We start from the raw sequence: 21,878 nt of genomic DNA, 5'->3' as shown, positions 1-21,878 counted from the left end.
TATCGTGCAGCACGGGCCTGCATCCGGCCCGCTGCGAGGGAGACCAGCATGGCAGACGCCGCCAGAGGCGTGGTGACGGCACAGGACGCGGCCCTGGCGCGGCTTCGCGATCGGCTGGCCCGCGGGGTGCTGCGGCCGGGCGACCAGATCCGCCAGGAGGTGCTGGCCGCCGAACTCGGGCTGAGCGTGGTGCCGGTGCGCGAGGCATTGAAGACACTGGAGGTCGAGGGGCAGGTCAGCTACTACCGGCACCGTGGCTACTTCGTCGCGCAGCTCGACCTGGACGAGCTGACCGAGACGTATCGCATCCGGACGCTCTTGGAGGGCGAGGCGGTGGCGCGGGCGGTCACCCGCATCGGGCGCGACGACCTGGACCGGCTCCGCGAGGCGATCCGGGACATCGCCACGTTCACCCGGAGTCAGGACATCGCGGCGGTCACGGCCGCGAACCGGCGCTTCCACTTCACACTCTTCGAGGCCGCCGAGATGCCGCGGATGACAAACTTCATCCGCATGCTGTGGGACTCGACCGACGCCTACCGGTCGCTGTACTTCGCCGATGCCGCACACCTGCGGCTGATCAACACCGAGCACCGGCAGATCCTGCGCGCGGTGCGCGAGGGCGACGTGGAGGCCGCCGTCGAGCTCTCGGCGGCGCATCGCGAGAACGCGCTCGCCGCGCTCGCCCGGCTACTCGCGGAGACGCCCTGACGCGCCGGCCGTCAGCACGATTCCAGCCAGCGCCGGACATCCCCGGAGTCAGCACCCAGCTCCGGCGGGGCCCGGTGGTAGCGCACCGGCGTCGCGGCCAGCCGAAGTGGACTGGCCAGGGTCGCGATGTCGATTCCGCCGCTCCCGGGTAGCGTCGCCACCGGGTCCAAGCCGAGCTGTCCGGCCAGGTCGAACGCGCCGGCCAGGTCGTTCACCGGCCCGCACGGGACGCCCCGCGCCTGCAACAGCGCGGCCCAGGCCTGGGCGGTGTCGCCGGCGAGTGCCGCCTCCAGTTCGGCGACCAACTCGGCCCGATGCACCACCCGGTCTTGGTTGGTGGCGAACCGGGCGTCGGTCGCCAGCTCCGCCCGATCGAGTGCCACGCACAGCGCGGCGAACTGCCGGTCGTTCCCCACGGCGAGGGCGAGCGTCGCGTCCTTCGTCCGCACCGTCTCGTACGGCGCGATGCTCGGATGCCGGTTGGCCATCGCCGCCGGCACGCCCGCCTTGTTGATGTAGGCGGCGCCCTGGTTGGCCAGCGAGGCGAGCAGGCTGGAGAGCAGATTGACCTCGACCCGTTGCCCGGTGCCGGTGTGCTCGCGGTGCCGCAGCGCGGCGAGGATCGCGATGGTCGCATGCAGTCCGGTGATCACATCGACGATTGCGACCCCGACCTTGGTCGGCTCACCGCCGGGCGCGCCGGTGATGCTCATCAGCCCGCCCACCGCCTGCGCGACGAAGTCGTAGCCGGCGCGGTCGGCACCGGCGCCACTGCCGAAGCCGGTGATCGAGCAGTAGACCAGGCCTGGATGCGCGGCCAGCAGCGTGTCGGCGTCGAGGCCGAAGGCCGCGAGGCGGCCCGGCCGGAAGTTCTCCAGGAACACGTCGGCGCGGGCGGCGAGCCGACGGGCGAGCTCGAGGTCGGCCGGGTCGTCGAGGTCGAGCGTGACGCTGCGCTTGTTGCGATTCACCGACGAGTAGTACGTGCTCATCGTGCCGACGTACGGCGGTCCCCACGCCCGGGTGTCGTCGCCGCTGCCGGGCCGCTCGACCTTGACCACGGTGGCCCCTAGGTCGGCCAGCATCATCGAGGCCAGCGGGCCGGCCAACACCCGGCTGAAGTCAGCGACGACCACACCGGCGAGCGCTCCGCCGTGCTCGTCCGAGGTCAGATTGCTCGATGTCACAGCGATTCCCTTGTCAGCCGAGGCGCCTCATCCTACGATCTTCTAAAATCTAAGACAGGTTGCCGCCCGACGCAACGACCCATGCAAGCCCGGCCTGTGCACGAGCACGCGCCCTGACCACCACGAGGTACCTGTGCCGAACGATGTTGTCTCGATGCTCGACTTTGACAGCCTGCTGACCGACGAGGAGCGGCTGATCCAGCACACGGTGCGCGACTTCGTCGCCGACCGGGTCCGGCCGGCCATCGCGGAGTGGTTCGAGCAGGGCGTGTCGCCGGTCGAGCTCGCCCCCGAACTCGGCAAGCTCGGGCTGCTCGGCATGCATCTGACCGGCTACGGCTGCTCCGGCACCAACGCGGTGAGCTACGGCCTGGCGTGCCTGGAGCTGGAGGCCGGCGACAGCGGACTGCGCAGCCTCGTCTCAGTACAGGGGTCGTTGTCGATGTACTCGATCTGGAAGTACGGGTCGGAGGAGCAGAAGCAGGAGTGGCTTCCGCGACTCGCGGCCGGCCAGGCGCTGGGCTGCTTCGCGCTCACCGAGCCGGACTTCGGCTCGAACCCGGCCGGCATGCGCACTCGTGCCGAACGCTCGGGCACCGACTGGGTGCTGACCGGGAACAAGATGTGGATCACCAACGGCAGCGTCGCCGACGTGGCGACGGTCTGGGCACGGACCGACGACGGCATCCGCGGCTTCCTGGTTCCGCGGGGCACACCCGGCTTCACCGCGTCGGACGTGCGCCACAAACTGTCGCTGCGCGCCTCGACCACCTCCGAGCTGACGCTCGACGGCGTCCGGCTGCCGCAGAGCGCGATGCTGCCGCACGCCCGCGGCCTGGCCGGCCCGCTCGGCTGCTTGAACGAGGCGCGGTTCGGCATCGTGTTCGGCGCGTTGGGCGCCGCCCGTGACTGTCTCGACGCCGCAATCGAATACGCGACCACGCGGATCCAGTTCGACCGGCCGATCGCCGGGTTCCAGCTGACCCAGGCGAAGCTCGCCGACGCGTCGCTGGAGCTGCACAAGGGCCTGCTGCTCGCCCTGCACCTCGGCCGGCTCAAGGATGACGGCAAGCTGCGCGCCGAACAGGTCAGCCTCGGCAAGCTCAACAACGTCCGCGAGAGCATCGAGATCGCCCGCACCTGCCGCACGATTCTCGGCGGCTCCGGCATCACCCTCGAGTACCCGATCCTGCGGCACGCCAACAACCTGGAGTCGGTGCTGACCTACGAGGGCACCAGCGAGGTGCACCAGCTCGTGATCGGCCAGGCCCTCACCGGTATCGCCGCCTTCCGCTGACGACAAGGAACGAAGCCGACATGCCCGAAGACCTGCAGCTGCTCATCGACGGCGACTGGCTGGCCGGCAGCGGCCCGCTGCTGCGGTCGGTGAATCCGGCCCACCCACACGAGACGGTCGCCGAAGGCGCGACGGCCACCGGCGCCGAGGTCGAGCGCGCGGTCACCGCTGCCGCTGCCGCGGCGGAAGGCTGGCGACGCACGCCGCATCACGAGCGCGGCGCGATCCTCGCCCGGGCCGCCGCCGCACTACGGACCGAGGCCGACGCGTTCGGCGTGGAACTCAGCCGCGAGGAAGGCAAGCTCGGGGCCGAAGGCATCGGCGAGGTACGCCGCGCCGCGCAGATCCTCGACTTCTTCGCCGCCGAGGCCGACCGCGAGGCGGGCGAGCTGTACGCCTCACCGCGGGCCGGCGAGTCGATCGTCGTCAGCCGGCACCCGGTCGGCGTGGTCGGCGTGGTCACGCCGTTCAACTTCCCGATCGCCATCCCCGCCTGGAAGATCGCCCCGGCGCTGTCGCACGGCAACACCGTCGTCTGGAAGCCCGCCAGCGTCGTCCCGCTGCTGGCGCAACGACTGGCCCGCGCGCTGACCGACGCAGGCCTGCCCGACGGGGTGCTCAACCTGGTCGTCGGCGCCGGCTCCCTCGGCCAGGCGATCGTCGACCACCCGCTGGTCGACGCGGTGACGTTCACCGGGTCCACCACCGTCGGCCGCTCGCTGATCGCGGCATGCGGGGCCGCCGCGAAGCCGATCCAGGCCGAGCTCGGCGGCAAGAACGCCGCGATCGTACTGGCCGACGCCGACCTTCCGGCCGCGATCGACGACGTCGTCGCCGGAGCCTTCCGCGCCAGCGGTCAGCGCTGCACCGCGACTTCGCGGCTCATCGTGCAGGCCGACGTCGCCGAACAGGTCATCGACGGCATCCGCGCACGCATCGAGTCGATGGTGCTCGGCGATCCGACGATTGCGGGCACCGACGTCGGCCCGGTCATCACCAGCGACGCACGCGATTCGATCGCCACCGCGGTACGCGCGGCCGGTGCCCGCACCCGGCTGCTCACCTCGGGCGATCTGCTGCCCGACATCGACGCCGGCTACTACGTGCGGCCGACGCTGATCGAGGTCTCCGACACCCGCGACCCGCTGTGGACCGACGAGATCTTCGGGCCAGTGCTCACGGTGACCCGGGTGCCGGACGTCGACACCGCGCTGCGGTTGGCCAACGACAGCCCCTTCGGGCTGTCCTGCGCACTGTTCACCAGCGATCTCGCCGTCACGCTGCACGCGATGGCCGAACTGAGGGTCGGCGTGCTGCACGTCAACAGCGAGACCGGCGGCGCCGACCCGCACGTGCCCTTCGGTGGTACCAAGGCGAGCGCGTTCGGCCCGAAGGAACAGGGTCGGGCCGCTCGCGACTTCTTCACCTCCATGCGGACGGTGTACCTGCAGGGGCGGCGCTGAGCTCAGCGGGGTCACCCAGCTGGCGGGCCGAATGAAGCGGCCGGCTCCGCCACAGCCGCGCACCCGATCCGCCCGGCAACCTCCATATTGGACAGTCCTTCGGCGCAGGCCATGACCATCACCGCCGTCAACAGGGAGCCTCACTGATGCACGTCGCCAACACCGCAGCCATCGTCACCGGTGGCGCCTCCGGCCTCGGCGCCGCGACCGCCGAAGCGCTGGCGAAGGAGGGCGCGCGGGTCTTCGCACTCGACCTCCAGCAAAGCATCGACAAGGCCGACCGGATGCCCAACGTGGAGTACCTTCCTACCGACGTCACCAACCCTGACGAGGTTCGGGCCGCGGTCGCGACCGCCTGCGCGGGCTCGCCGTTGCGTACGGTCGTCAACTGCGCGGGAATCGGTCCGTCCATGCGGATCCTCGGCCGCAACGGCGTTCACGCCCTCGACCTCAACGGTGAGGTCATCCGCATGGACGGCGCCCTCCGGATGGCCCCACGCTGACCCAACCGCGGCAAGGAGCAACCGGGACCGCCGAGCCTACGGCAGCAGTTGCAGGATGCGGTCATCGGTGCTGGCCGGTGCCCCGCTGCCGTCCCGATTGGACGTCATCACCCACAGCGTCCCGTCGGGCGCGGAGGCGACGGTGCGGAGCCGCCCGTACGAGCCGACGAGCAGCGCCCGTGGCTGCTGTCCGTTCAGCCCGACCTTCCACAGTCGCTTGCCGCGCAGGCAGGCCACGTACACGTGGCCGCCGGCGACCGCGATGCCGCTCGGCGATGCGTATTCGGGTGCCCAGACGTCGATCGGGTTCGCGAACCGGGTGTCGCTGCCCTTGCCCTCCACCACCGGCCAGCCGTAGTTCTTCCCGGCCTCGATGCGGTTGAGTTCGTCGAAGCGTTCCAAGCCCAGTTCGGATGCGTACAGCGTGCCGTTGGGGTCGAAGGCGAGACCCTCCACGTTGCGATGGCCCAGGCTGAAGACGGCGCTGTCGCCGAACGGGTTGCCGGGAGCCGGCTTGCCGTCGGGGGTGATGCGGAGGATCTTGCCGGCGAGGGTCTGGCGGTTCTGGGCGTTCGCGCCGTTGGCGCTGTCGCCGGTACTGGCGTACAGCATCCCATCCGGCCCGAACGCGAGCCGGCCCCCGTTGTGCTGGTCGGCGTGCGGAATGCCGGCGAGCACCGGAACGGGGGTGCCGCCGAGGTGGAACCGTACGATGCGGTTGTCGACCGCGGTCGAATAGTAGGCGTACACCCAATGGTCGGTCCGGTACGACGGCGACACCGCGATGCCGAGCAGACCCCCTTCGCCGGTTGCGTGCACGTCGGCGAACCGCTGGACTTCCTCGACCGCACCGCGCTTGCTCACCGCCAGGACCCGTGCGGTGTTCCGTTCCGTGACCAATGCCGAGCCGTCCGGGAGGAAGGCGAGGCCCCACGGGATCTGCAGGCCGGTGACCAAGGTGCGGACCTCACCCGGCCGGAGGTCGTTCTTCGGTGGATCGCCGACACCGACGCCGAGCGAGACGGCTGCCGCCGAAACGCCGATGGAAGCCGAGACGGCGACCGCTGCGACGACGGCCCACCAACGGAGGCTCACCACACCACCACGGTTCCGGATGCGCCCGAACGCCACCGCACCCGCCGGGAATGATCAGGACACCTCGCGGACAACGCCGCGCCCGGAGCAACGACCGTCAGCGTCGCGGCCGAGCGGATCTCCTCATCCCAGGTGGTGAAGACCTCGAACCCGGCGCGGGTGCGGGTCGAGCAGGCAGCATTTAGTCCGGGGGCCGGATGAGCTGGGCGTTGACCACCACGGCGGGGTCGACGCCGAGGTTGGCCTGCGGCTGTGTGTCCTCCTGGTGGCGGCGGGCCAGGATCGCGGCTCCGGGTCCGTCGCCCTGCTCGATGGCCCGGATCAACTCGGCGTGGCTCTCGATGCTGCGCCGGGTCGCCTCGGTGCCGGGCAGTTCGCCCTCCCTCGCCGTGCGGGCCGCCCATTCCTCCTCGTGCGCGTACCACAAACCCTCGAGCATGCCGAAGAGCAGCTCGAAGGTCTGGTTCCCGCAGTTGCGGACCAGCGCCTCGTGGAACTCCTTCATACAGGCCACGAACTTGGCGAAGTCGCCGAGGCTCGCCTCGGTGCGGCGGTGGATCTCGCGCAGCGCCGGCACGACGGTCTCCATGCGGTCCGGCCGGGTCGCACACATCTCGGCGCACATCGGGTCGAGGCGGCGGACCGCCAGGCCCAGGTCCCGCACGCTGACGGTGCGGGACTGCAGCACGAGTCCGAAGACGTAGCCGGCCCGTTCCAGCTGCGGCGGGTGCACCTCGGCGCCGCCGCGGTTGCCGCGGCGGATGGTGATGAGCCCTTCGGTCTCCAGCGTGCGCATGGCCTCGCGGACCGACGGCATGCTGACCTTGAACTGCTCGAACAGCTCGTCCTGCTTCAGCAGCCCGTTGTCGGTCGTGAGCTCGCCGCGCAGGATCTGGTCGCGCAACTCGTCGGCGAGGCGTTCGCCGACGCGGCGGCGCGGCAGCAGCGGACCCCTCGTGCCGCGGCCCGCGACGGACTCCGCCATGATCTCCCCCTTGGTCATGCAGTCACCTCGGACGGGCGGGCCAGCACCGCCCGGAACTCGGCCACATTGGCGAGCTTGATGGTCTCATATCCGCGAACGAGGTCCGGCGCTCGCGCCACGGCCAGGCAACGTTCCCGGTCGTCGGTGCGAAGCGCGGCCAGCACCGCGGTCGTGTACTCCTCCGGCAGCGACCGCTCGACCCGGCGGACCTCGGCCCGGCCGAACGGGTCGAACGCCGTGCCGCGCAGTGGCCGCATCGCCCGCAGCACCGCGAAGACCGGCCGGATCCAGCCGCCGAGCGCGAGCTTGTGGCGCAGCCCGAGCGCTCGCAGGAAGGGCGGATGGATGTGGTACTGCACCCGCGCCCGCCCGCCGCCGGCGGACGCCTGCGCGCCGATGTCGACCTTCAGATGCAGCCGCGCGACCTCGTACTCGTCCTTGTACGCCAGCAGCTTGTACAGGTACCGCGCGAACTCCGCGGACACCGCGTCCGTCCCGAACCGCTCCGCCTCGGCGGCCGCGACCCGGCGCACCGTGTCCGCGTACCGCTCGGCCAGCCGCGCGTGCTGGTAGTCGACGAGTTCCCCGGCTCGCGGCTCGGCGATCTCCCGCACCGCGTCCGGCAGGCTCACCGCGTCGAGCAGCCGGCCGGCGGCCGCCCGCGCGCCCGGCGACGGGTCGAGCCCGGCCGCGCCCGGTCGGATCGCCGCGGCCGGCGCCCCGATCGCGGCCGGCGAGACCACGTGGCGGCGCCCGGCCCGGAACGCCGCGATGTTGTCCTCGACCGCGACGCCGTTGAGCCGGATCGCCTCCTCGATCGAGGCGCCCGACAGCGGCAGCGCCCCGGCTTGGTAGGCCACCCCGAGCAGCAGGACGTTGGCGGTCGTCTCGTCGCCGAGCAGGGCCCGGCTGAGCTGTGCGGCGTCGACGGCGGTGGTGCGCCCGGCGGCGGCCCGGATGCGTTCCAGCAGCGTGTCCGCCGGCGGCAGGCTGGTCGCCGTGTTCGTCACCACCGCCGACGTCGGCGTGAGTGAGGAGGCGACGACGGCGACGGTGCGCTGTGGATCGGTGCGCGCCAGATGCTGCGGGGCCGCGCCGCTGAGCGCGTCGAACACGAGGTAGAGGTCGGCCTGGCCGTCGGAGACCGCGGCAGTGCGGGCGTCGACCGGTGCGGCGCCGATCTGCAGGTGCGACACGACCGCGCCGGCCTTCTGGCTCATCCCCGTCTGGTCGAGGCCGGCCGTGTGGAGCCCGTCGAGCAGGGCGGCGGTGGCCAGGACCTGGTTGACGGTGACGACGCCGGTGCCGCCGATGCCGACCAGGTAGATGCCGTAGGTCCGGTTGCCGACCGCCGCCTTGTCCGTCGGCTCGGGCAGCGGCGCGTCCGGGTCCGCGCGGCGAGGGCGGGGTGAGCGCCGGGTCGCGGGCACGGTCGTGCGGACGGTGACGAACGACGGGCAGTCGCCGTCGAGGCAGCTGAAGTCGGCGTTGCACGACGTCTGGTGGATCTGTGTCTTGCGGCCCAGTTCGGTGTCGACCGGCTGGACGGAGAGGCAGTTGCTCTTCACACCGCAGTCGCCGCAGCCCTCGCAGACGCGCTCGTTGATGATCACCCGGCGGTCGGGGCGGGGCAGCCGGCCGGCGCGCCGCTCTCGCCGGGCCTCGGCCGCGCACACCTGGTCGTAGATGAGCACGGTGACGCCCTCGACCGCGCCGAGGCGCTCCTGCGCGGCCAGCACGTCCGCGCGAGGCAGGACCGTGGTCCCCGGGGCCAGGTCGCGCACGCCGCGGTAGCGCCCGGGGTCGTCCGCGCACACGATGATCTGCTTGACGCCCTCGGCGGCCAGCTCACGGGTGAGCGCCGGGACCGGCATGCCACCCGCGATCGACTGGCCGCCGGTCATCGCGACGTACCCGTTGAACAGGATCTTGAAGGTGATGTTCACGCCAGCCGCCACGCAGGCCCGCACCGCGAGCAGGCCGGAGTGGGAGAACGTTCCGTCACCGAGGTGCTGGAAGATGTGCCCGGTCCGGGCGAAGGGGGCCATACCGATCCAGGGCACGCCCTCGGAGCCCATCGGCACGACCGGCAGCTTCTGGTTGTCGGCCAGCCGCGGGTCGAAGTAGGACATCCCGTGGCAGCCGACGCCGCCGCCGACGACGGCGCCGGCGGGCAGCACGGTGGAGCGGTTGTGCGGGCAGCCGCTGCAGTACGCGGAGGTGCGGGTCAGCAGCGGCAGGGCGATCGGGCCGCGGGCAGGCGCGCCGGCCCGGACCGGCTCGGTCAGGCCGAGTTCGCGGCGCAGGATGGGCTTGAGCCGGTCGACGCCGAGCTCGCCGTGGGCCGGCACGAGCAGCCGGCCGGCCCGGTCGCGCTTGCCCACGACGGTGGGGCGGTGCGGGGTCGGGTACAGCGCGCCGCGCAGCGCCGACTCGATGAAGTCGCGCTTCTCCTCGACGACCACGACGTGCTCGAGGCCGTCGGCGAAGCGTTCCACAACGTCCGGGTCGAGCGGGTAGATCATGCCGAGTTTCAGCAGGCGGATGCCCCGCTCGCGCAGGCCGGCGTCGTCGATTCCGGCGTCGGTGAGCACCTGCCGGACGTCGTAGTAGGTCTTGCCGGCGGCCACGATGCCGATCCGGGCGCCGGTCGTGGCGCCCTCGATGCGGTTGAGGCCGTTGGCGGCGGCGAAGGCGACGGCCGCGAGGTGGCGGCGCTCGAGCAGGTCCCGTTCCCGGTCGACGAGGATGGTGGGGACCAGGTCGATGCGCTGCCGGTGCTGCCACGGCTCGCCGTCGATCTCCAGCGCCGGACGGTGCAGGGACAGCCGGTCGGGGGCGAGGTTCACCGACCCGACCGAGTCGGCGACGTTGGTCACCACCTTCAGTCCGACCCAGCAGCCGCAGTACCGCGACAGCTCCAGACCGATGAGCCCGAAGTCGAGCAGTTCCTGGGTGGAGCCGGGCACGAGCACCGGCATGAGCGCGTCGTAGAACGCGGTCTCGCTCTGGTTCGGCAGCGACGAGGACTTCGCCGCCGGGTCGTCGCCGGCCACCGCGATGACGCCGCCGAGCGGGTGCACGCCGAACTGGTTGGCGTGCTTGAACGCGTCGCCGCAGCGGTCCACGCCCGGGGACTTGCCGTACCAGAGCCCGAAGACGCCCTGCAGCCCGTCGCGGAGCCCGCCGGGCGAGGGCTGCTGGGTGCCGAACACGACGGCGGCCGCGAGCTCCTCGTTCACGCCGGGCACGTGCCGGATGTCCTCGGCCGCGAGGGTTTCGGCCGCCCGGTGCAGCGTGAGGTCCAACCCGCCCAGCGGCGATCCGGGGTAGCCGGAGGCCAGGCCACCGGTGCGCAGCCCGGCCGCCCGGTCCATCCGGTGCCGGTCCAGCAGGATGCGCGTGATCGCCTGGGTGCCGGTGAGGACGACGGTGCCGTCGTCGGCGTCGTAGCGGTCCGCCAGCCGATAGCCGGCGCGCCGGCCGGCCGGCGTCTCCGCGCTCACCACTTCGGTCATGGGTGTCTCGGGCCCTTCGTTGCAGGGGGATGTTCGACGTCGCGTCAGGCGGGCTCGGCGGGTGCGCTGGGCACCCGGGCCGCGGCGGATGGGTCGCGCGGGTCCTTGTAGAGCAGGATGGTGCAGGCGCCGCCGTCCAGGCCGGACGGGCACAGGTTGACCGGCCAGGGCGCGCCGAGCCGCTCGCGGGCCATCTCCACGTGCCAGATCGGCACGTGGGTGCGGTAGATGGTGGTCGGCCGCCCGCCCCAGGCGACCGGGTGCTCGTCGTCGACGACGGCGAGGCCGAGCCCGGCCGCGAACCGGCCGTCGAGGACCTGCCGGGTGCAGGTGCCGCACGGGTCCTGCACGATCGTGAACTTCTCGTCGTCCTCGCTGACCACGAGTTCGGTGAAGTGGCCCTGCAGCAGACGGACCAGGTTCACCAGGCGCTCGCCCGCGGACCGGTCGATGTCGGCCATGAGGCCGCGCAGGGCGTCCTCGCCGCGCCGGCGATGGAACGCCTCGAGCTCGTCCGGGCCCCACTCGGCGTACACCCGGGAGAGCAGGGCGGACAGCCAGTCCCGCAGCACGTCGATGACCGAGCGCCACTCGGCCTCCCGCCGGTCGAAGACGGCCAGCGCGCCCTCGGTGTCGCCCCGGTCGGCGGCCGCGGCGACCTCGTCCGCCATCGGGGCCGGCAGGTCGTCGTGCACCGGCTCGACGCCGGGGTAGGCGGCGAAGAACGTCAAGGTTCGAACGGTCAGGAGGCGCAGGCCTGCGCGGCCGTGGCGCTCGGCCGCCGTGGCGAGGATCGTCGTGACCCAGTCGAGGTAGCGCTCGCGCTGGCCGCGGTGCTCCCGCTCGAGCGCCGCCAGCTCGTCACGCAGGCCGGCCCCGTCGCGGGCCCCGAGCCGGCGCAGCAGGCGGGCGCGGGGCGACAGGGACAGGTCCCGCAGCGCCGCATCGGTGAACACTCGCACCTCGACCACCTCCCTTGACGCTAAGGGTATAACCTTATAACCTTCGGGCTGTGATGCACAACACACCCCTTTCGAACGACGACGCGGCGCTCTCGACGCTGCGGGTCTCCGTCGATGCCGGGGTCGCGTGGGTCGAGCTGCACCGGCCCGAGGTGTTGAACTCCTTCAACGACACGATGCTGCGGGAGATCGCCGGCCTCTGGGCGCGCCTGCGGCTCGACGACGAGGTCCGGGCCGTGGTCGTCACCGGCGCCGGCGACCGGGCCTTCTGCACCGGGTACGACCGCTCCGGCCTCGACGCCGCCGATGGCGACGGGACCGGGGAGACCGCCGACGACGAGTCGAGCGCGCTCCTGAAGGCCGCCAGCCCGTTCCTGCGCGCGGACGTCGGCGACTTCCTCGGCCCCAAGTCGTGCGGCCTGTGGAAGCCGGTCGTCGCCGCAGTCAACGGCATCGCCTGCGGCGGCGCCTTCTACCTGCTCGGCGAGGCCGACATCATCATCGCCGCCGACACCGCCACGTTCTTCGACCCGCACACCACGTTCGGCATGCCGGCCGTGTTCGAGCCGCTGCACCTGCTGCGCCGCATGCCGCTGGGCGAGGTGCTGCGCCTGACCCTGCTCGGCTCGGCCGAGCGGATGTCCGCCCGGCGCGCGCTCGAGATCGGCCTGGTGTCCGAGGTGGTGCCCGGCGACCAGCTGCGCGCCGCGGCCGGGGCGATCGCGGGGAGCATCGCCGCGCTGCCGCCCCTCGCGGTGCAGGCGACCCTGCGCGCCATCTGGATCGGCTCGGAGATGGCGCCGGGGCAGGCGCTCGGCGTCGCCCACGCGCTGGTCGCCGCCGGCACCGACCCGGCCGCCCTCGCCGCCGGGCAGGAGACGTTCCGCTCCGGCGACCGGCCCCGGTGGCGGCTGCGATGATGGACTTCTCCCTCTCGACGGAGCAGCTCGACCTGCGCGCGGGCCTGACCGCCCTGCTCGCCGACCACTCCACCCCGCAGCGGGTGCGGGCGGCAGAGCCGCTCGGCTTCGACCCGGCGCTGTGGGCCGTGCTCGGCGACTTCGGCTTCCCCCACCTGGCCGGCGCCCGCGAGGCGACGCCGGCCGGGCTGGCCGAGCTCGCCATCGCCGCCCGGGCCGCCGGGGCCGCGCTCGCCTCCGCCCCGTTGGTGGAGACCCTGGTCGCCACCCGGCTGCTCGACCGCCTCGGCCGCACCGACGTCACCGGCCTGGTCACGTTCGCGCCCCGGCCGGCCGTGGCCGGCATCGCCCGGACGGCGCCGTGGGCCGCGGTGGCCGACCGGGTCCTCGCCTGGGACGACGGCCGGATCGTGGCATCGGCGCCCGGGCACGACGTCGACCGTCCGAAGCAGACCCTGGCCGGGCTGGCCATCGGGCACGTGGACCTGGCCGGCGCGACGGTGCTCGCCGCCGGGCCGGACGCGGCCGAGGGGTTCGCCGACGCCCTCGCCGACTGGCGGGTCCTCACCGCCGCCGCGCTGACCGGCATCGGGGCGGCGGGGCTGCGCCTCGGCGTCGACTACGCCAAGACCCGCCACCAGTTCGGCCGCCCGATCGGCTCGTTCCAGGCCTTGGCCCACCAGCTGGCCGACGCGGCGACCCTCGTGGACGGGGCCGAGCTGCTGGTCCTCGAGGCGGCGTGGGCCGGCGACTCCGGCAGCGGGCGCCGCCGCGGCCTGGCCGCGATGGCCGCCGCGTTCGCCGGCCGGGCCGCCCGCCGAGCCACCGACCGCAGCCTGCATGCCCACGGCGGCTACGGCTACACGATGGAGTACGACATCCAGCTGTTCTTCCGCCGCGCCAAGGCCCTGGACCTCCTCACCGGCGGCGAGCGCGCGGCCGTCGCCGACGTCGTGGACCTCGCCCTGGCCGACGTCGACGGAGGGCTGGGCTGATGGACTTCGAGCTCTCCGAGGCGCAACAGCGGTTCCGGGCCGAGGTACGCGACTTCCTGGCCGCGCTGCCGCCGTCGACCTCGGCCGCCGTGCACGACTCCGGCACCCTGCACAGCTGGGACGTGCACCGCGCCATGACCGAGCGCGGCTGGCTGGCCGCGGCCTGGCCGGTCGAGCAGGGCGGGCAGGGCCGGGATCCGTTCGAGATGGCCACGCTGAACGAGGAGTTCGCCCGGGCCGGCATCCCGATCGAGGGCTGGCTCATCTCCGAGCTGGTCGCCAAGACCCTGCAGATCGTCGGCACCGAGCAGCAGCGGCGCGAGGTGATTCCGGCCATCCTGAGCGGCGCGGCGCTCATGAGTCTCGGCTACTCGGAGCCGGATTCGGGCTCCGACGTCGCCGCGGCCCGCACCCGCGCCATCCGCGACGGCGACGGCTGGGTCATCGACGGCCAGAAGATGTTCACCACGATGGCCCACGAGGCCAGCCACGTCTTCCTGCTCGCCCGCACCAACCCGGACGTGCCCAAGCACCGCGGCCTGACCATGTTCCTGGTGCCGCTGGACGCCGAGGGCGTCGAGATCCGCCCGGTGCCCACGCTCGGCGGCGAGCGTACGAACGCGACCTTCTACGAGGGGGTCCGCGTCCCCGACAGCGCCCGCGTCGGCGAGGTCGACGGCGGGTGGGACGTCATGATGGTGGCCCTCGCCTTCGAGCGGCAGCCGGCCGCTGCCGGGCACCTGCTGCACCTGGTCGAGCGGGCGGTCGCCTGGGCCCGCACGCCCGGCGCCGACGGGCACCCGCCCATCGAGCGACCCGAGGTCCGCGCCGCCCTGGCCCGGGCCGCCACCGACCTCGAGGTGAGCCGCCTCATGGGCTACCGCATGACCTGGCTCACCGCCCGCGACGTCCTGCCCCACACCGAGGGCTCGCTGGCCAAGCTGTTCAGCTCCGAGGCGCTCATGCGGGCCGCGGCGTCCTTCGAGGACGTGCTGGGCGCGGACGGGCTGCTGGCCGGGCACGGCACCGGGGCGCCGGCCGACGGCTGGATCGAGCACGAGTTCCGGCACTCGGTCGTGACCACCATCTACGCGGGCACCAGCGAGATCCAGCGCGGCATCATCGCCGAGCGGCACCTCGGGCTGCCCCGGGAACGGCAGGCCCGCGCATGACCGCCACCGAGGACGTCACCCGGCAGATCAGCTACACGGTCGCCGACGGTACGGCGCGCATCGTGTTCGACCGCCCCGAGAAGCTCAACGCGCTCGGCCCGCCCCAGCGCGAGCGGCTCATCGCGCTGCTGGACGAGGCCGGCTCGACCGTCGAGGTACGCGTGGTCGTGCTCACCGGCACCGGCCGGGCCTTCTGCGCCGGCGGCGACCTCAGCCGCCCCGGCCCTCCGCCGGCCGCGGACGGGCGGCCGGCCCGGATCGTCGGCGCGACCGGGCCCGCCGTGCGCAGCGCGCAGGCCCTCATCGCGGCCGTGCTCGACTGCCCCAAGCCGGTCATCGCCGCCGTCAACGGCGTCGCCGCCGGCATGGGCGCCCAGCTCGCGCTCGCCGCCGACTTCGTCGTGGCCTCCGCCCGGGCCCGCTTCGCCGAGCTGTTCGTCACCCGCGGGATCGTGCCCGACGCCGCGGCGGCCTACCTGCTCCCCCGTGTCCTGGGGCTGCACCGGGCGAAGCGCCTGCTGCTGCTCGGCGGCGACCTGTCCGTCGCCGACGCCGAGCGGCTCGGCATCGTGCACCAGGTGGTCGAGCCCGACGAGCTCGACGCCGCCGCCGGTGCCCTCGCGGCCCGGCTCGCGGCCGGGCCGACCGTCGCGATCGGCCTGGCGAAACGCCTGTTGAACCAGTCGCTGGACTCGGACCGGGTCGCGGCGTTCGACCGGGAGGAGATGGCTGTGGCCATGAACGTGTGGACCGAGGACAGCGCCGAGGGGCTGCGCAGCTTCGCCGAGAAGCGCGACCCGGTCTTCCGGGGGTGGTGAGGCGATGCCCAGGCCCACCGACATCGGCGTCGTCGACCTGATGATGGGAATCCCCAAGGGACCCGGCGACGACAGCTGGCGCCGCTTCCTCGGCAGCCAGCTGCGGGACCAGGAGAGCCGGGAGACATACCGGTTTCCCGCCGAGTACATGTACAAGAGCTTGCCCGGCGAGCGGTTCAGCGCCGACGGGGCAAAGGCCGTGCTGCTGGAGATGGACCGATGGGGCGTCGAGCGCGGCATGATCACCGTGAGCTTCGACGACCCGCTGTCGGTCGCGGCCCTGCGCGAGCACCCCGACCGATTTCTCGGGGCCTACCCGGTCGACCCCAACGCCGGGATGGAGGGCGTGCGCGCGCTGCGGCGGGCGGTCGAGGAACTGGGTGTGGTCGCCGCCAGCGCGATGCCCAGCGGCTGCAATCCGCCGGTGCCCATCAACGACAAGCGCTTCTACCCGCTGTATGCCGCCTGCATCGACCTGGACATCCCGATCTTCGTCTGCGCCGGCGTGCCCGGGCCCCGGGTGCCGTTCGCGGCCCAGGACGTCGCCCTCATCGACGAGGTCTGCTGGTTCTTCCCCGAGCTGCGCTTCGTCACCCGCCACGGCTGCGAGCCGTGGGTCGACCTGGCCGTCAAGCTGCTGCTGAAGTGGCCGAACCTGTACTACTCGACGAGCGCCTTCGCCCCGCGCTACTACCCGAAGGCGATCCTCGACTTCGCCAACACCCGCGGCGCGGACAAGGTGCTCTACGCCGGCTACTTCCCGATGGGCCTGTCCCTGGAGCGCATCTTCACCGAGCTCGACGACCTGCCGCTGCACGAGCACGTGTGGGAGAAGTTCCTGCGCACCAACGCCCTGCGGGTGCTCGGTCTCGCCGCGGACGGGGCCTGACGTGGGCCGCCGGGCGATCGTCGCGGGCACCGGCTTCGGCCTGCGCGTGCACGTGCCGGCCCTGCGCGCGGCCGGGTTCGAGGTTGCCGCGCTCGTCGGCCGCGACGCCGAGCGGACCACCCGCCGCGCGCAGCGGATCGGCGTCGCGGCCGGGTTCGACTCGCTGCCGGCGGCGCTGCGGGCCACCGCCGCCGACGTCGTCACGATCGCCACCCCGCCGGACACCCACGCCGAGCTGGCCGCTCTGGCGATCGCCGACGGCCGGCACGTGATCTGCGAGAAGCCGCTGGCGCTCACCGTCGCGCAGGCCGAGGCGGTGACGGAGGCGGCCGCCGCGGCCGGGCTCACGGCCCTGGTCGGCACCGAGTTCCGCTGGGACCCGGCGGTCGAGGCGGTCCGGGCGGCGCTCGCCGCGGGTCTCGTCGGCCGCCCGCACACGGCGACGGTCATCCGCTCGTACCCGATCCTCGCCGCCGCCGACGCGGGCGCCCCCGGTTGGTGGTTCGACCCGGCGCGCGGCGGCGGCTGGCTGCGCGCGAACGGCACCCACCTGCTCGACCAGATCCAGCTGTGGCTCGGCCCGATCGCCGAGGTGTCGGCCACGCTCGGCCAGGCGGTGCCCCGGCCGGCCGGCGACGCCGACGACGGCTACAGCGTGCTGCTGCGCACCGCCACCGGCGCGACCGGGGTGCTCCAGGAGTGCGCGGCGGTCTGGGGAGAACCGGTCGAGGTGACCCGGGTCGCCGGCACCGCCGGCACCGTGTCCATCGTGGATGGTCACACGTTCCTCGCCACCGCGGACGGCACGCGACGGCTCACCCCGGAACCGCCCGCACCGCCGCCCACGGACGCCGCCGACCCGCGGCCCTGGACCGCGCTGGAGATCGCCGCCTACACCGGCCTCGCCCGCTGGCTGCACCACCGCCTCGACAACCCCGACGAGCCGCCGGCACCGGGCTTCCCCCGCCCCGCGACGTTCGCCGACGGCCTGTCCGTCCTGCGCGTCATCGAGGCGGTCCAGGCCTCCGCCGAGCAGCGCCGCACCGTCACCGTCACCGCCGGAGGAGCGCGATGAGCCGACGACTCGATCCCGGCCTCGTCCGGCCCGCCGACACCGCCGTGCTGACGATGGAGCTGCAGCGCGGCATCGTCGGCCCGGAGAGCCTGGTGCCGGACCTCGGCAACGAACTGCGGGCCGTCGGCGGCGTCGACGCCGTGCGCCGCCTGCTGGCCGCGGCCCGCGCGGCCGGGGTCGCGGTCGTCCACGCCACCGTGGCCCACCGGCCCGGCGGCCGCCCGGCGGGTGCCAACGCCCCGATCCTGCAGCGGGCCGAGGCGATGCCCGGCAACCTGCGCATCGGCTCGGTCTCGGCACAGGTGCTGGCCGAGCTGGGGCCGGAGCCCGGCGATGTCACGGTCGAGCGGCACCACGGCGTGACCCCGTTCACCGGCACCGAGCTCGACGCCACCCTGCGTGGCCTCGGCGTGCGCACGATCGTGCTGGTCGGAGTCTCGCTGAACATGGGCATCCCGGGCGCCTCGGTGGAGGCGGTCGGGCTCGGGTACCGCGTCGTCGTCCCCACCGACGCGGTGGCCGGCTCCCCGGCCGGGTACGCCGCGGACGTGTTGCGGTACAGCCTGCGCCACCTGGCCTGGCTGTCCACGGTGGACGAGGTGGTCGCGGCATGGACCTGAGCGGACGTTACGCCGCCATCGCCGGCGTCGGCCCGGGGCTGGGCCGCGAGCTTGCCGTGACCTTCGCCGCGGCCGGGGCCGACCTTGCCCTGCTCGCTCGCCGCGCCTCCTACCTGGAGCAGGTCGCCGGCGAGGTGACCGCGGCCGGGCGGGCGGCGCTGTGCCTGCCGGCCGACCTGACCGACCGGGCCCGCTGCGCCGAGGCCGCGCGGCGTGTCGGCGAGCACTACGGTGCGCTCGACGTCCTGGTGCACAACGCGTTCGCCCGCCCGCCGCTCGGGTCGCTGGGCGAGCGCACGCCCGCGGAATGGCACGCGGCGGTCGACGGCAACCTCCTGTCGGCCACCAACCTGCTCTACGAGCTGCTGCCGCTCATGAAGGGCCGCTCGGCCTCAGTCGTCCTGGTGAGCTCCATCTCCGCCCGCCAGCCCTACCCGGAGTCCGGCATCTACGCGGCCATGAAGTCGGCCATGCTCACCCTCGTGCAGGTCATGGCCCGCGAGCTCGGCCCGCACGGGATCCGGGTCAACGCCGTGGTCCCCGGCTACATCGAGTCCGACAACCTGGAAGCGTTCTTCGCCGACGCCGGCGCACGCTCGGGCGCCGGCACCGCACAGGCGCGCCATGACGCCGAGGCCGCGACCTGCCTGGGCCGGTTCGTGACGGCGCGGGAGGTGGCCGAGGTGGTCGCCTTCTTCGGCTCCCCGGCCTCGACGGGCGTGACCGGGCAGACGCTCGACGTGAACGCCGGCCAGTGGTTCGGCTGAGCCCGCTTATCCGCCCACCCCTGAAGACACCTGGAGCACAGTGGACACACAGACACGGCCCACGGCGCCGCCCCCGCCTGCGCCGGCCCGACCCACCGGCGCCAAGCTGCTCGCATCGGGCGTGGAGCGGCAGTTCATCTCCGGCAAGCAGAAGGTCCACGCCCTCGGCCCGCTCGACCTGACGGTCGCCGACGGCGAGTTCGTCTGCCTGGTCGGCCCGTCCGGTTGCGGCAAGTCGACGTTCCTGCGCATCGTCAACGGCCTCCTGCCGCCGACCGCCGGCACGCTCGACCTCTGGCTCGACGAGGGCCGGGCCGCGACGTCGATGGTCTTCCAGGACTACGGCGTGCTGCCCTGGAAGACGGTGCTGGCCAACGTGCGGTTCGGGCTGGACATGGCGAAGGTGCCGCGCCGGGAGGCCAACGCGCGGGCGATGGACTGGATCCGCCGGCTCGGCCTGGCCGGTTTCGAGAAGGCGTACCCGGCGACGCTCTCCGGCGGCATGCGGCAGCGCGTATCGATCGCGCGCGCTCTCGCGGTACAACCGCAGATTCTGCTCATGGACGAGCCGTTCGCGGCCGTCGACGCCCAGATGCGCGTCGTGCTGCAGGAGGTGCTGCTCAAGGTCTGGGAGGAGGACCGGCGCACCGTCATCTTCGTGACCCACAGCCTCGAGGAGGCCCTCGTGCTGGGCGACCGCGTGGTCGTCGTGTCGGCCCGGCCGGGCCGGGTGGTCAGCGACATCACGGTCCCCTTCGGCCGTCCGCGCCCGAGCGACCTGCGCGCGACGCCGGAGTTCGCGGCGCTGCACCAGAACGTCTGGGATGTGCTGCGCGACGAGGTCCGGGCCTCGCTGGCGGCGGGAGAGGAGTAGCCATGACCCAGGTGACCGCAATCGTGCCGCCGGACGAACAGGCCAACGGGCGGCTCGTGCGCCGCGAGGCCTCGACGACCCCGGAGCGGGCCGCGGGCCGCCGCCGGCGGCGCCGCATCGCCGAGATCGTGCTGGGCTTCGGCGCTCCGGTGGTGCTGTTCGTGCTGTGGCAGGTGGCCGCGACGAGCGGCGCGGTGAACCCGCTGTTCTTCCCGGCCCCGACCAAGGTCTGGGACGCCGCGGTCGAGCTCATCAAGAGCGGCGAGCTGTTCGAGCACCTGTGGGTCAGCCTGACCCGGGTGCTCATCGGCTGCGGCATGGGCGTGGTGACGGGCGTGGCCGCCGGGGTCGCGCTCGGCGCCTCCCGCTGGGTCCGGGCCACGCTCGAGCCGCTGCTCTCGGCGCTGTACACGGTGCCGAAGCTGGCCGTGTTCCCGTTGCTGCTGCTCATCTTCGGCCTCACCGACACCGCCCTGAACGTGGCCATCGGCATGACGGTCTTCTTCTTCATGTGGGTCAGCACGATGACCGCGTTCCTGGCCGTGAGTCCCGGGCACCGGGAGGTGGCGCAGAGCTTCGACGCCGGGCCGTGGCAGACCTTCCGGCACGTGATGTTCCCGGCCGCGCTGCCGCAGATGTTCATCGGCCTGCGGATGTCGGTCAGCGTCGCCGTGCTCATGATGGTCGGCGTCGAGTTCACCCAGGCGAACAAGGGCATCGGCTATCTCATCTGGTACTCCTGGACGCTCTTCCAGGCGCCGCGCATGTACGTCGGGATCGTCGCCGTCGCCCTCATGGGCCTGCTGCTGAGCAACATCGTCAAGTGGGTGTCGCTGCTCGTGCTGCCCTGGGCGCGCGTCGAGATCGAAGGCGGCGACCGCAACCTTCTCTGACTTTCCCCCACACCCCCGTTTCCGCGAAAGGAATCCGCCGTGCACCGATTAGCCGCCAGATCCTTCGTCGCCGTCGCCGCGCTCGCCGCCACGCTGCTGTCCGCGTGTGGCGACGGCGGCACGACCCCGGCCGCGAACTCGACCGCGAACCAGCCCACGACCGCGCTCAGCGCCGGCCCGACCGGGCCGAACACCCCCGCGCCGAAGCCGCTGCCGAACGAGGTCACGGTCAACGCTTCGATCCCCTTCCGCAACATCGAGGCGTACGCGCCGTTGCTGCTCGCCGAGTACTTCGGCGAGTTCAAGAAGGAGAACATCAAGATCAATATCCAGCTCGTCCAGACGAACAACCTGGTCGTGCTCATGCAGAAGGGCGACATCGACTTCGCCCCGGCCGCGCCCTCGGCAGGTCTGTTCAACGCCATCGCCGGCGGCGCCGACATCAAGGGCATCGGCGGCGGCGTCAGCTGGAGTCCGGCCAACCACCAGGGCTACTACGTGCGCAAGACCCTGCTCAAGCCCGACGGCACCTTCAGCGCCTGCGACCTGAAGGGCAAGAAGGTGTCGACCGGCTCCGCCACCGGGCTGGGCTCGCCGGCCGTGGTCGAGCTGGCCGCGTACCTCAAGACCTGCAACCTCACCGTGAAGGACGTGCAGATCGTCCCGCTCGGCGGCGCCGACCTGCTGGCCGGGCTCGAGTCCGGCTCCGTCGACGCCGGCAACCTCAGCGACCCGGTCTGGACCACCGCCGAGAAGAACGGGCACAAGCTCATCATCCCGTTCACCGCCTCGATCACGAGCTACTGGATGGGCAAGATCCGCACCGAGAAGCCCGACGTGGCCGCGGCCGTCCTGCGCGCGCTGGTCCGCACCAGCCGCACGTACCTGCAGGGCGACTACCGCAGCAACCCCGAGGTCAAGGCGGGTCTCGTGAAGTCGATGGAGGCGAAGGAGGAGTCGCTGTCCGGGCCCTCCAGCCTGATCTTCGACCCGGACTTCAAGTTCCCGGTCGGCAACATCGCGCCGATCGAGACGGCCTGGGCCGGGATCGGCGGGATCGTCAACTTCGACAAGCCGCTCTCGGACGCCCAGATCTTCGACGACCGGCCGCGGCAGACCGCGGTGTCGGCGTAG

20 protein-coding genes are annotated in these 21,878 nt (G+C 72.8%); 15 read left to right on the top strand and 5 right to left on the bottom strand.

Going from position 1 to position 21,878, the window contains the following annotated elements:
• Positions 1-48: 48 nt before the first annotated feature.
• Positions 49-711, top strand: coding sequence for a GntR family transcriptional regulator (locus ABD352_RS51130; RefSeq protein ID WP_344619930.1), 663 nt, complete (start codon positions 49-51; stop codon positions 709-711).
• Between the two features lie 11 nt (positions 712-722).
• Here ABD352_RS51130 and ABD352_RS51125 read toward each other — a convergent pair whose 3' ends face one another.
• Complete coding sequence (locus ABD352_RS51125; protein WP_344619929.1) at positions 723-1,898, bottom strand: CaiB/BaiF CoA transferase family protein; 1,176 nt, start codon at positions 1,896-1,898, stop codon at positions 723-725.
• Between the two features lie 154 nt (positions 1,899-2,052).
• Here ABD352_RS51125 and ABD352_RS51120 point away from each other — a divergent pair, with 154 nt between their 5' ends.
• The 3 genes from ABD352_RS51120 (at position 2,053) to ABD352_RS51110 (ending at position 5,161) form a co-directional block, all read left to right on the top strand.
• Positions 2,053-3,195, top strand: a complete 1,143-nt coding sequence (locus tag ABD352_RS51120) for an acyl-CoA dehydrogenase family protein (protein ID WP_344619928.1) — start codon at positions 2,053-2,055, stop codon at positions 3,193-3,195.
• 20 nt (positions 3,196-3,215) lie between these two features.
• Positions 3,216-4,658 carry an aldehyde dehydrogenase family protein gene (locus ABD352_RS51115; RefSeq protein ID WP_344619927.1) on the top strand — a complete coding sequence of 481 codons (1,443 nt, stop codon included), beginning with the start codon at positions 3,216-3,218 and terminating at the stop codon, positions 4,656-4,658.
• Between the two features lie 146 nt (positions 4,659-4,804).
• Positions 4,805-5,161, top strand: coding sequence for an SDR family NAD(P)-dependent oxidoreductase (locus ABD352_RS51110; protein WP_344619926.1), 357 nt, complete (start codon positions 4,805-4,807; stop codon positions 5,159-5,161).
• Positions 5,162-5,197: 36 nt separating this feature from the next.
• On the opposite strand, the gene ABD352_RS51105 is transcribed toward ABD352_RS51110, so the two are convergent.
• The 4 genes from ABD352_RS51105 to ABD352_RS51090 form a co-directional block, all read right to left on the bottom strand.
• On the bottom strand, positions 5,198-6,256 hold the full coding sequence (locus ABD352_RS51105; RefSeq protein ID WP_344619925.1) for a PQQ-dependent sugar dehydrogenase: 1,059 nt from the start codon (positions 6,254-6,256) through the stop codon (positions 5,198-5,200).
• 181 nt (positions 6,257-6,437) lie between these two features.
• Positions 6,438-7,259: a FadR/GntR family transcriptional regulator gene (locus tag ABD352_RS51100; protein ID WP_344619924.1), complete on the bottom strand. Its 822-nt coding sequence runs from the start codon at positions 7,257-7,259 to the stop codon at positions 6,438-6,440.
• Complete coding sequence (locus tag ABD352_RS51095) at positions 7,256-10,759, bottom strand: indolepyruvate ferredoxin oxidoreductase family protein (RefSeq protein WP_344619923.1); 3,504 nt, start codon at positions 10,757-10,759, stop codon at positions 7,256-7,258. The genes ABD352_RS51100 and ABD352_RS51095 overlap by 4 nt, the downstream gene beginning before the upstream one ends.
• A gap of 44 nt (positions 10,760-10,803) precedes the next feature.
• Positions 10,804-11,730, bottom strand: coding sequence for a hypothetical protein (locus ABD352_RS51090; protein WP_344619922.1), 927 nt, complete (start codon positions 11,728-11,730; stop codon positions 10,804-10,806).
• Positions 11,731-11,774: 44 nt separating this feature from the next.
• On the opposite strand from ABD352_RS51090, the gene ABD352_RS51085 reads away from it, so the two are divergent.
• From ABD352_RS51085 to ABD352_RS51035, 11 genes are read left to right on the top strand one after another with little or no spacing between them, the layout of a single operon-like run.
• Positions 11,775-12,641, top strand: coding sequence for an enoyl-CoA hydratase/isomerase family protein (locus ABD352_RS51085; RefSeq protein WP_344620003.1), 867 nt, complete (start codon positions 11,775-11,777; stop codon positions 12,639-12,641).
• Positions 12,638-13,636: an acyl-CoA dehydrogenase family protein gene (locus ABD352_RS51080; protein WP_344619921.1), complete on the top strand. Its 999-nt coding sequence runs from the start codon at positions 12,638-12,640 to the stop codon at positions 13,634-13,636. Before ABD352_RS51085 ends, ABD352_RS51080 begins: the two co-directional genes overlap by 4 nt.
• Positions 13,636-14,808 carry an acyl-CoA dehydrogenase family protein gene (locus ABD352_RS51075; protein WP_344619920.1) on the top strand — a complete coding sequence of 391 codons (1,173 nt, stop codon included), beginning with the start codon at positions 13,636-13,638 and terminating at the stop codon, positions 14,806-14,808. The genes ABD352_RS51080 and ABD352_RS51075 overlap by 1 nt, the downstream gene beginning before the upstream one ends.
• On the top strand, positions 14,805-15,626 hold the full coding sequence (locus ABD352_RS51070) for an enoyl-CoA hydratase/isomerase family protein (RefSeq protein ID WP_344619919.1): 822 nt from the start codon (positions 14,805-14,807) through the stop codon (positions 15,624-15,626). Before ABD352_RS51075 ends, ABD352_RS51070 begins: the two co-directional genes overlap by 4 nt.
• Positions 15,627-15,630: 4 nt before the next feature.
• A complete protein-coding gene (locus tag ABD352_RS51065) occupies positions 15,631-16,515 on the top strand; it encodes an amidohydrolase family protein (RefSeq protein WP_344619918.1) in 885 nt (294 codons plus the stop codon).
• A gap of 1 nt (position 16,516) precedes the next feature.
• The gene (locus ABD352_RS51060) at positions 16,517-17,590 is read left to right on the top strand and encodes a Gfo/Idh/MocA family protein (RefSeq protein ID WP_344619917.1); all 1,074 of its coding nucleotides are present in this window, start codon (positions 16,517-16,519) and stop codon (positions 17,588-17,590) included.
• A complete protein-coding gene (locus ABD352_RS51055) occupies positions 17,587-18,210 on the top strand; it encodes an isochorismatase family protein (RefSeq protein ID WP_344619916.1) in 624 nt (207 codons plus the stop codon). The genes ABD352_RS51060 and ABD352_RS51055 overlap by 4 nt, the downstream gene beginning before the upstream one ends.
• Entirely contained in the window at positions 18,201-18,977 is a 777-nt protein-coding gene (locus ABD352_RS51050) for an SDR family oxidoreductase (protein ID WP_344619915.1), read from the top strand. The genes ABD352_RS51055 and ABD352_RS51050 overlap by 10 nt, the downstream gene beginning before the upstream one ends.
• Positions 18,978-19,017: 40 nt before the next feature.
• Positions 19,018-19,851 (top strand): ABC transporter ATP-binding protein, encoded by an 834-nt coding sequence (locus ABD352_RS51045; protein WP_344619914.1) that lies wholly within the window; start codon positions 19,018-19,020, stop codon positions 19,849-19,851.
• Between the two features lie 2 nt (positions 19,852-19,853).
• On the top strand, positions 19,854-20,744 hold the full coding sequence (locus ABD352_RS51040) for an ABC transporter permease (protein WP_344619913.1): 891 nt from the start codon (positions 19,854-19,856) through the stop codon (positions 20,742-20,744).
• A gap of 39 nt (positions 20,745-20,783) precedes the next feature.
• Positions 20,784-21,878 carry an ABC transporter substrate-binding protein gene (locus ABD352_RS51035; protein WP_344619912.1) on the top strand — a complete coding sequence of 365 codons (1,095 nt, stop codon included), beginning with the start codon at positions 20,784-20,786 and terminating at the stop codon, positions 21,876-21,878.

The organism is Dactylosporangium salmoneum, assembly GCF_039532525.1.
In the GTDB taxonomy this organism is placed as follows: domain Bacteria; phylum Actinomycetota; class Actinomycetes; order Mycobacteriales; family Micromonosporaceae; genus Dactylosporangium; species Dactylosporangium salmoneum.
Note: the sequence above shows the minus strand (reverse complement) of the source record. Positions and strands in the feature narration are given on the sequence as shown.

What these genes read in the sequence shown, in the direction of transcription:
- ABD352_RS51130 (WP_344619930.1), top strand. Translation starts at nt 49, where the DNA reads ATGGCAGACGCCGCCAGAGGCGTGGTGACGGCACAGGACGCGGCCCTG.
- ABD352_RS51120 (WP_344619928.1), top strand. Translation starts at nt 2,053, where the DNA reads ATGCTCGACTTTGACAGCCTGCTGACCGACGAGGAGCGGCTGATCCAG.
- ABD352_RS51115 (WP_344619927.1), top strand. Translation starts at nt 3,216, where the DNA reads ATGCCCGAAGACCTGCAGCTGCTCATCGACGGCGACTGGCTGGCCGGC.
- ABD352_RS51110 (WP_344619926.1), top strand. Translation starts at nt 4,805, where the DNA reads ATGCACGTCGCCAACACCGCAGCCATCGTCACCGGTGGCGCCTCCGGC.
- ABD352_RS51100 (WP_344619924.1), bottom strand. Translation starts at nt 7,259, where the DNA reads ATGACCAAGGGGGAGATCATGGCGGAGTCCGTCGCGGGCCGCGGCACG.
- ABD352_RS51095 (WP_344619923.1), bottom strand. Translation starts at nt 10,759, where the DNA reads ATGACCGAAGTGGTGAGCGCGGAGACGCCGGCCGGCCGGCGCGCCGGC.
- ABD352_RS51085 (WP_344620003.1), top strand. Translation starts at nt 11,775, where the DNA reads ATGCACAACACACCCCTTTCGAACGACGACGCGGCGCTCTCGACGCTG.
- ABD352_RS51080 (WP_344619921.1), top strand. Translation starts at nt 12,638, where the DNA reads ATGATGGACTTCTCCCTCTCGACGGAGCAGCTCGACCTGCGCGCGGGC.
- ABD352_RS51075 (WP_344619920.1), top strand. Translation starts at nt 13,636, where the DNA reads ATGGACTTCGAGCTCTCCGAGGCGCAACAGCGGTTCCGGGCCGAGGTA.
- ABD352_RS51070 (WP_344619919.1), top strand. Translation starts at nt 14,805, where the DNA reads ATGACCGCCACCGAGGACGTCACCCGGCAGATCAGCTACACGGTCGCC.
- ABD352_RS51065 (WP_344619918.1), top strand. Translation starts at nt 15,631, where the DNA reads ATGCCCAGGCCCACCGACATCGGCGTCGTCGACCTGATGATGGGAATC.
- ABD352_RS51055 (WP_344619916.1), top strand. Translation starts at nt 17,587, where the DNA reads ATGAGCCGACGACTCGATCCCGGCCTCGTCCGGCCCGCCGACACCGCC.
- ABD352_RS51050 (WP_344619915.1), top strand. Translation starts at nt 18,201, where the DNA reads ATGGACCTGAGCGGACGTTACGCCGCCATCGCCGGCGTCGGCCCGGGG.
- ABD352_RS51040 (WP_344619913.1), top strand. Translation starts at nt 19,854, where the DNA reads ATGACCCAGGTGACCGCAATCGTGCCGCCGGACGAACAGGCCAACGGG.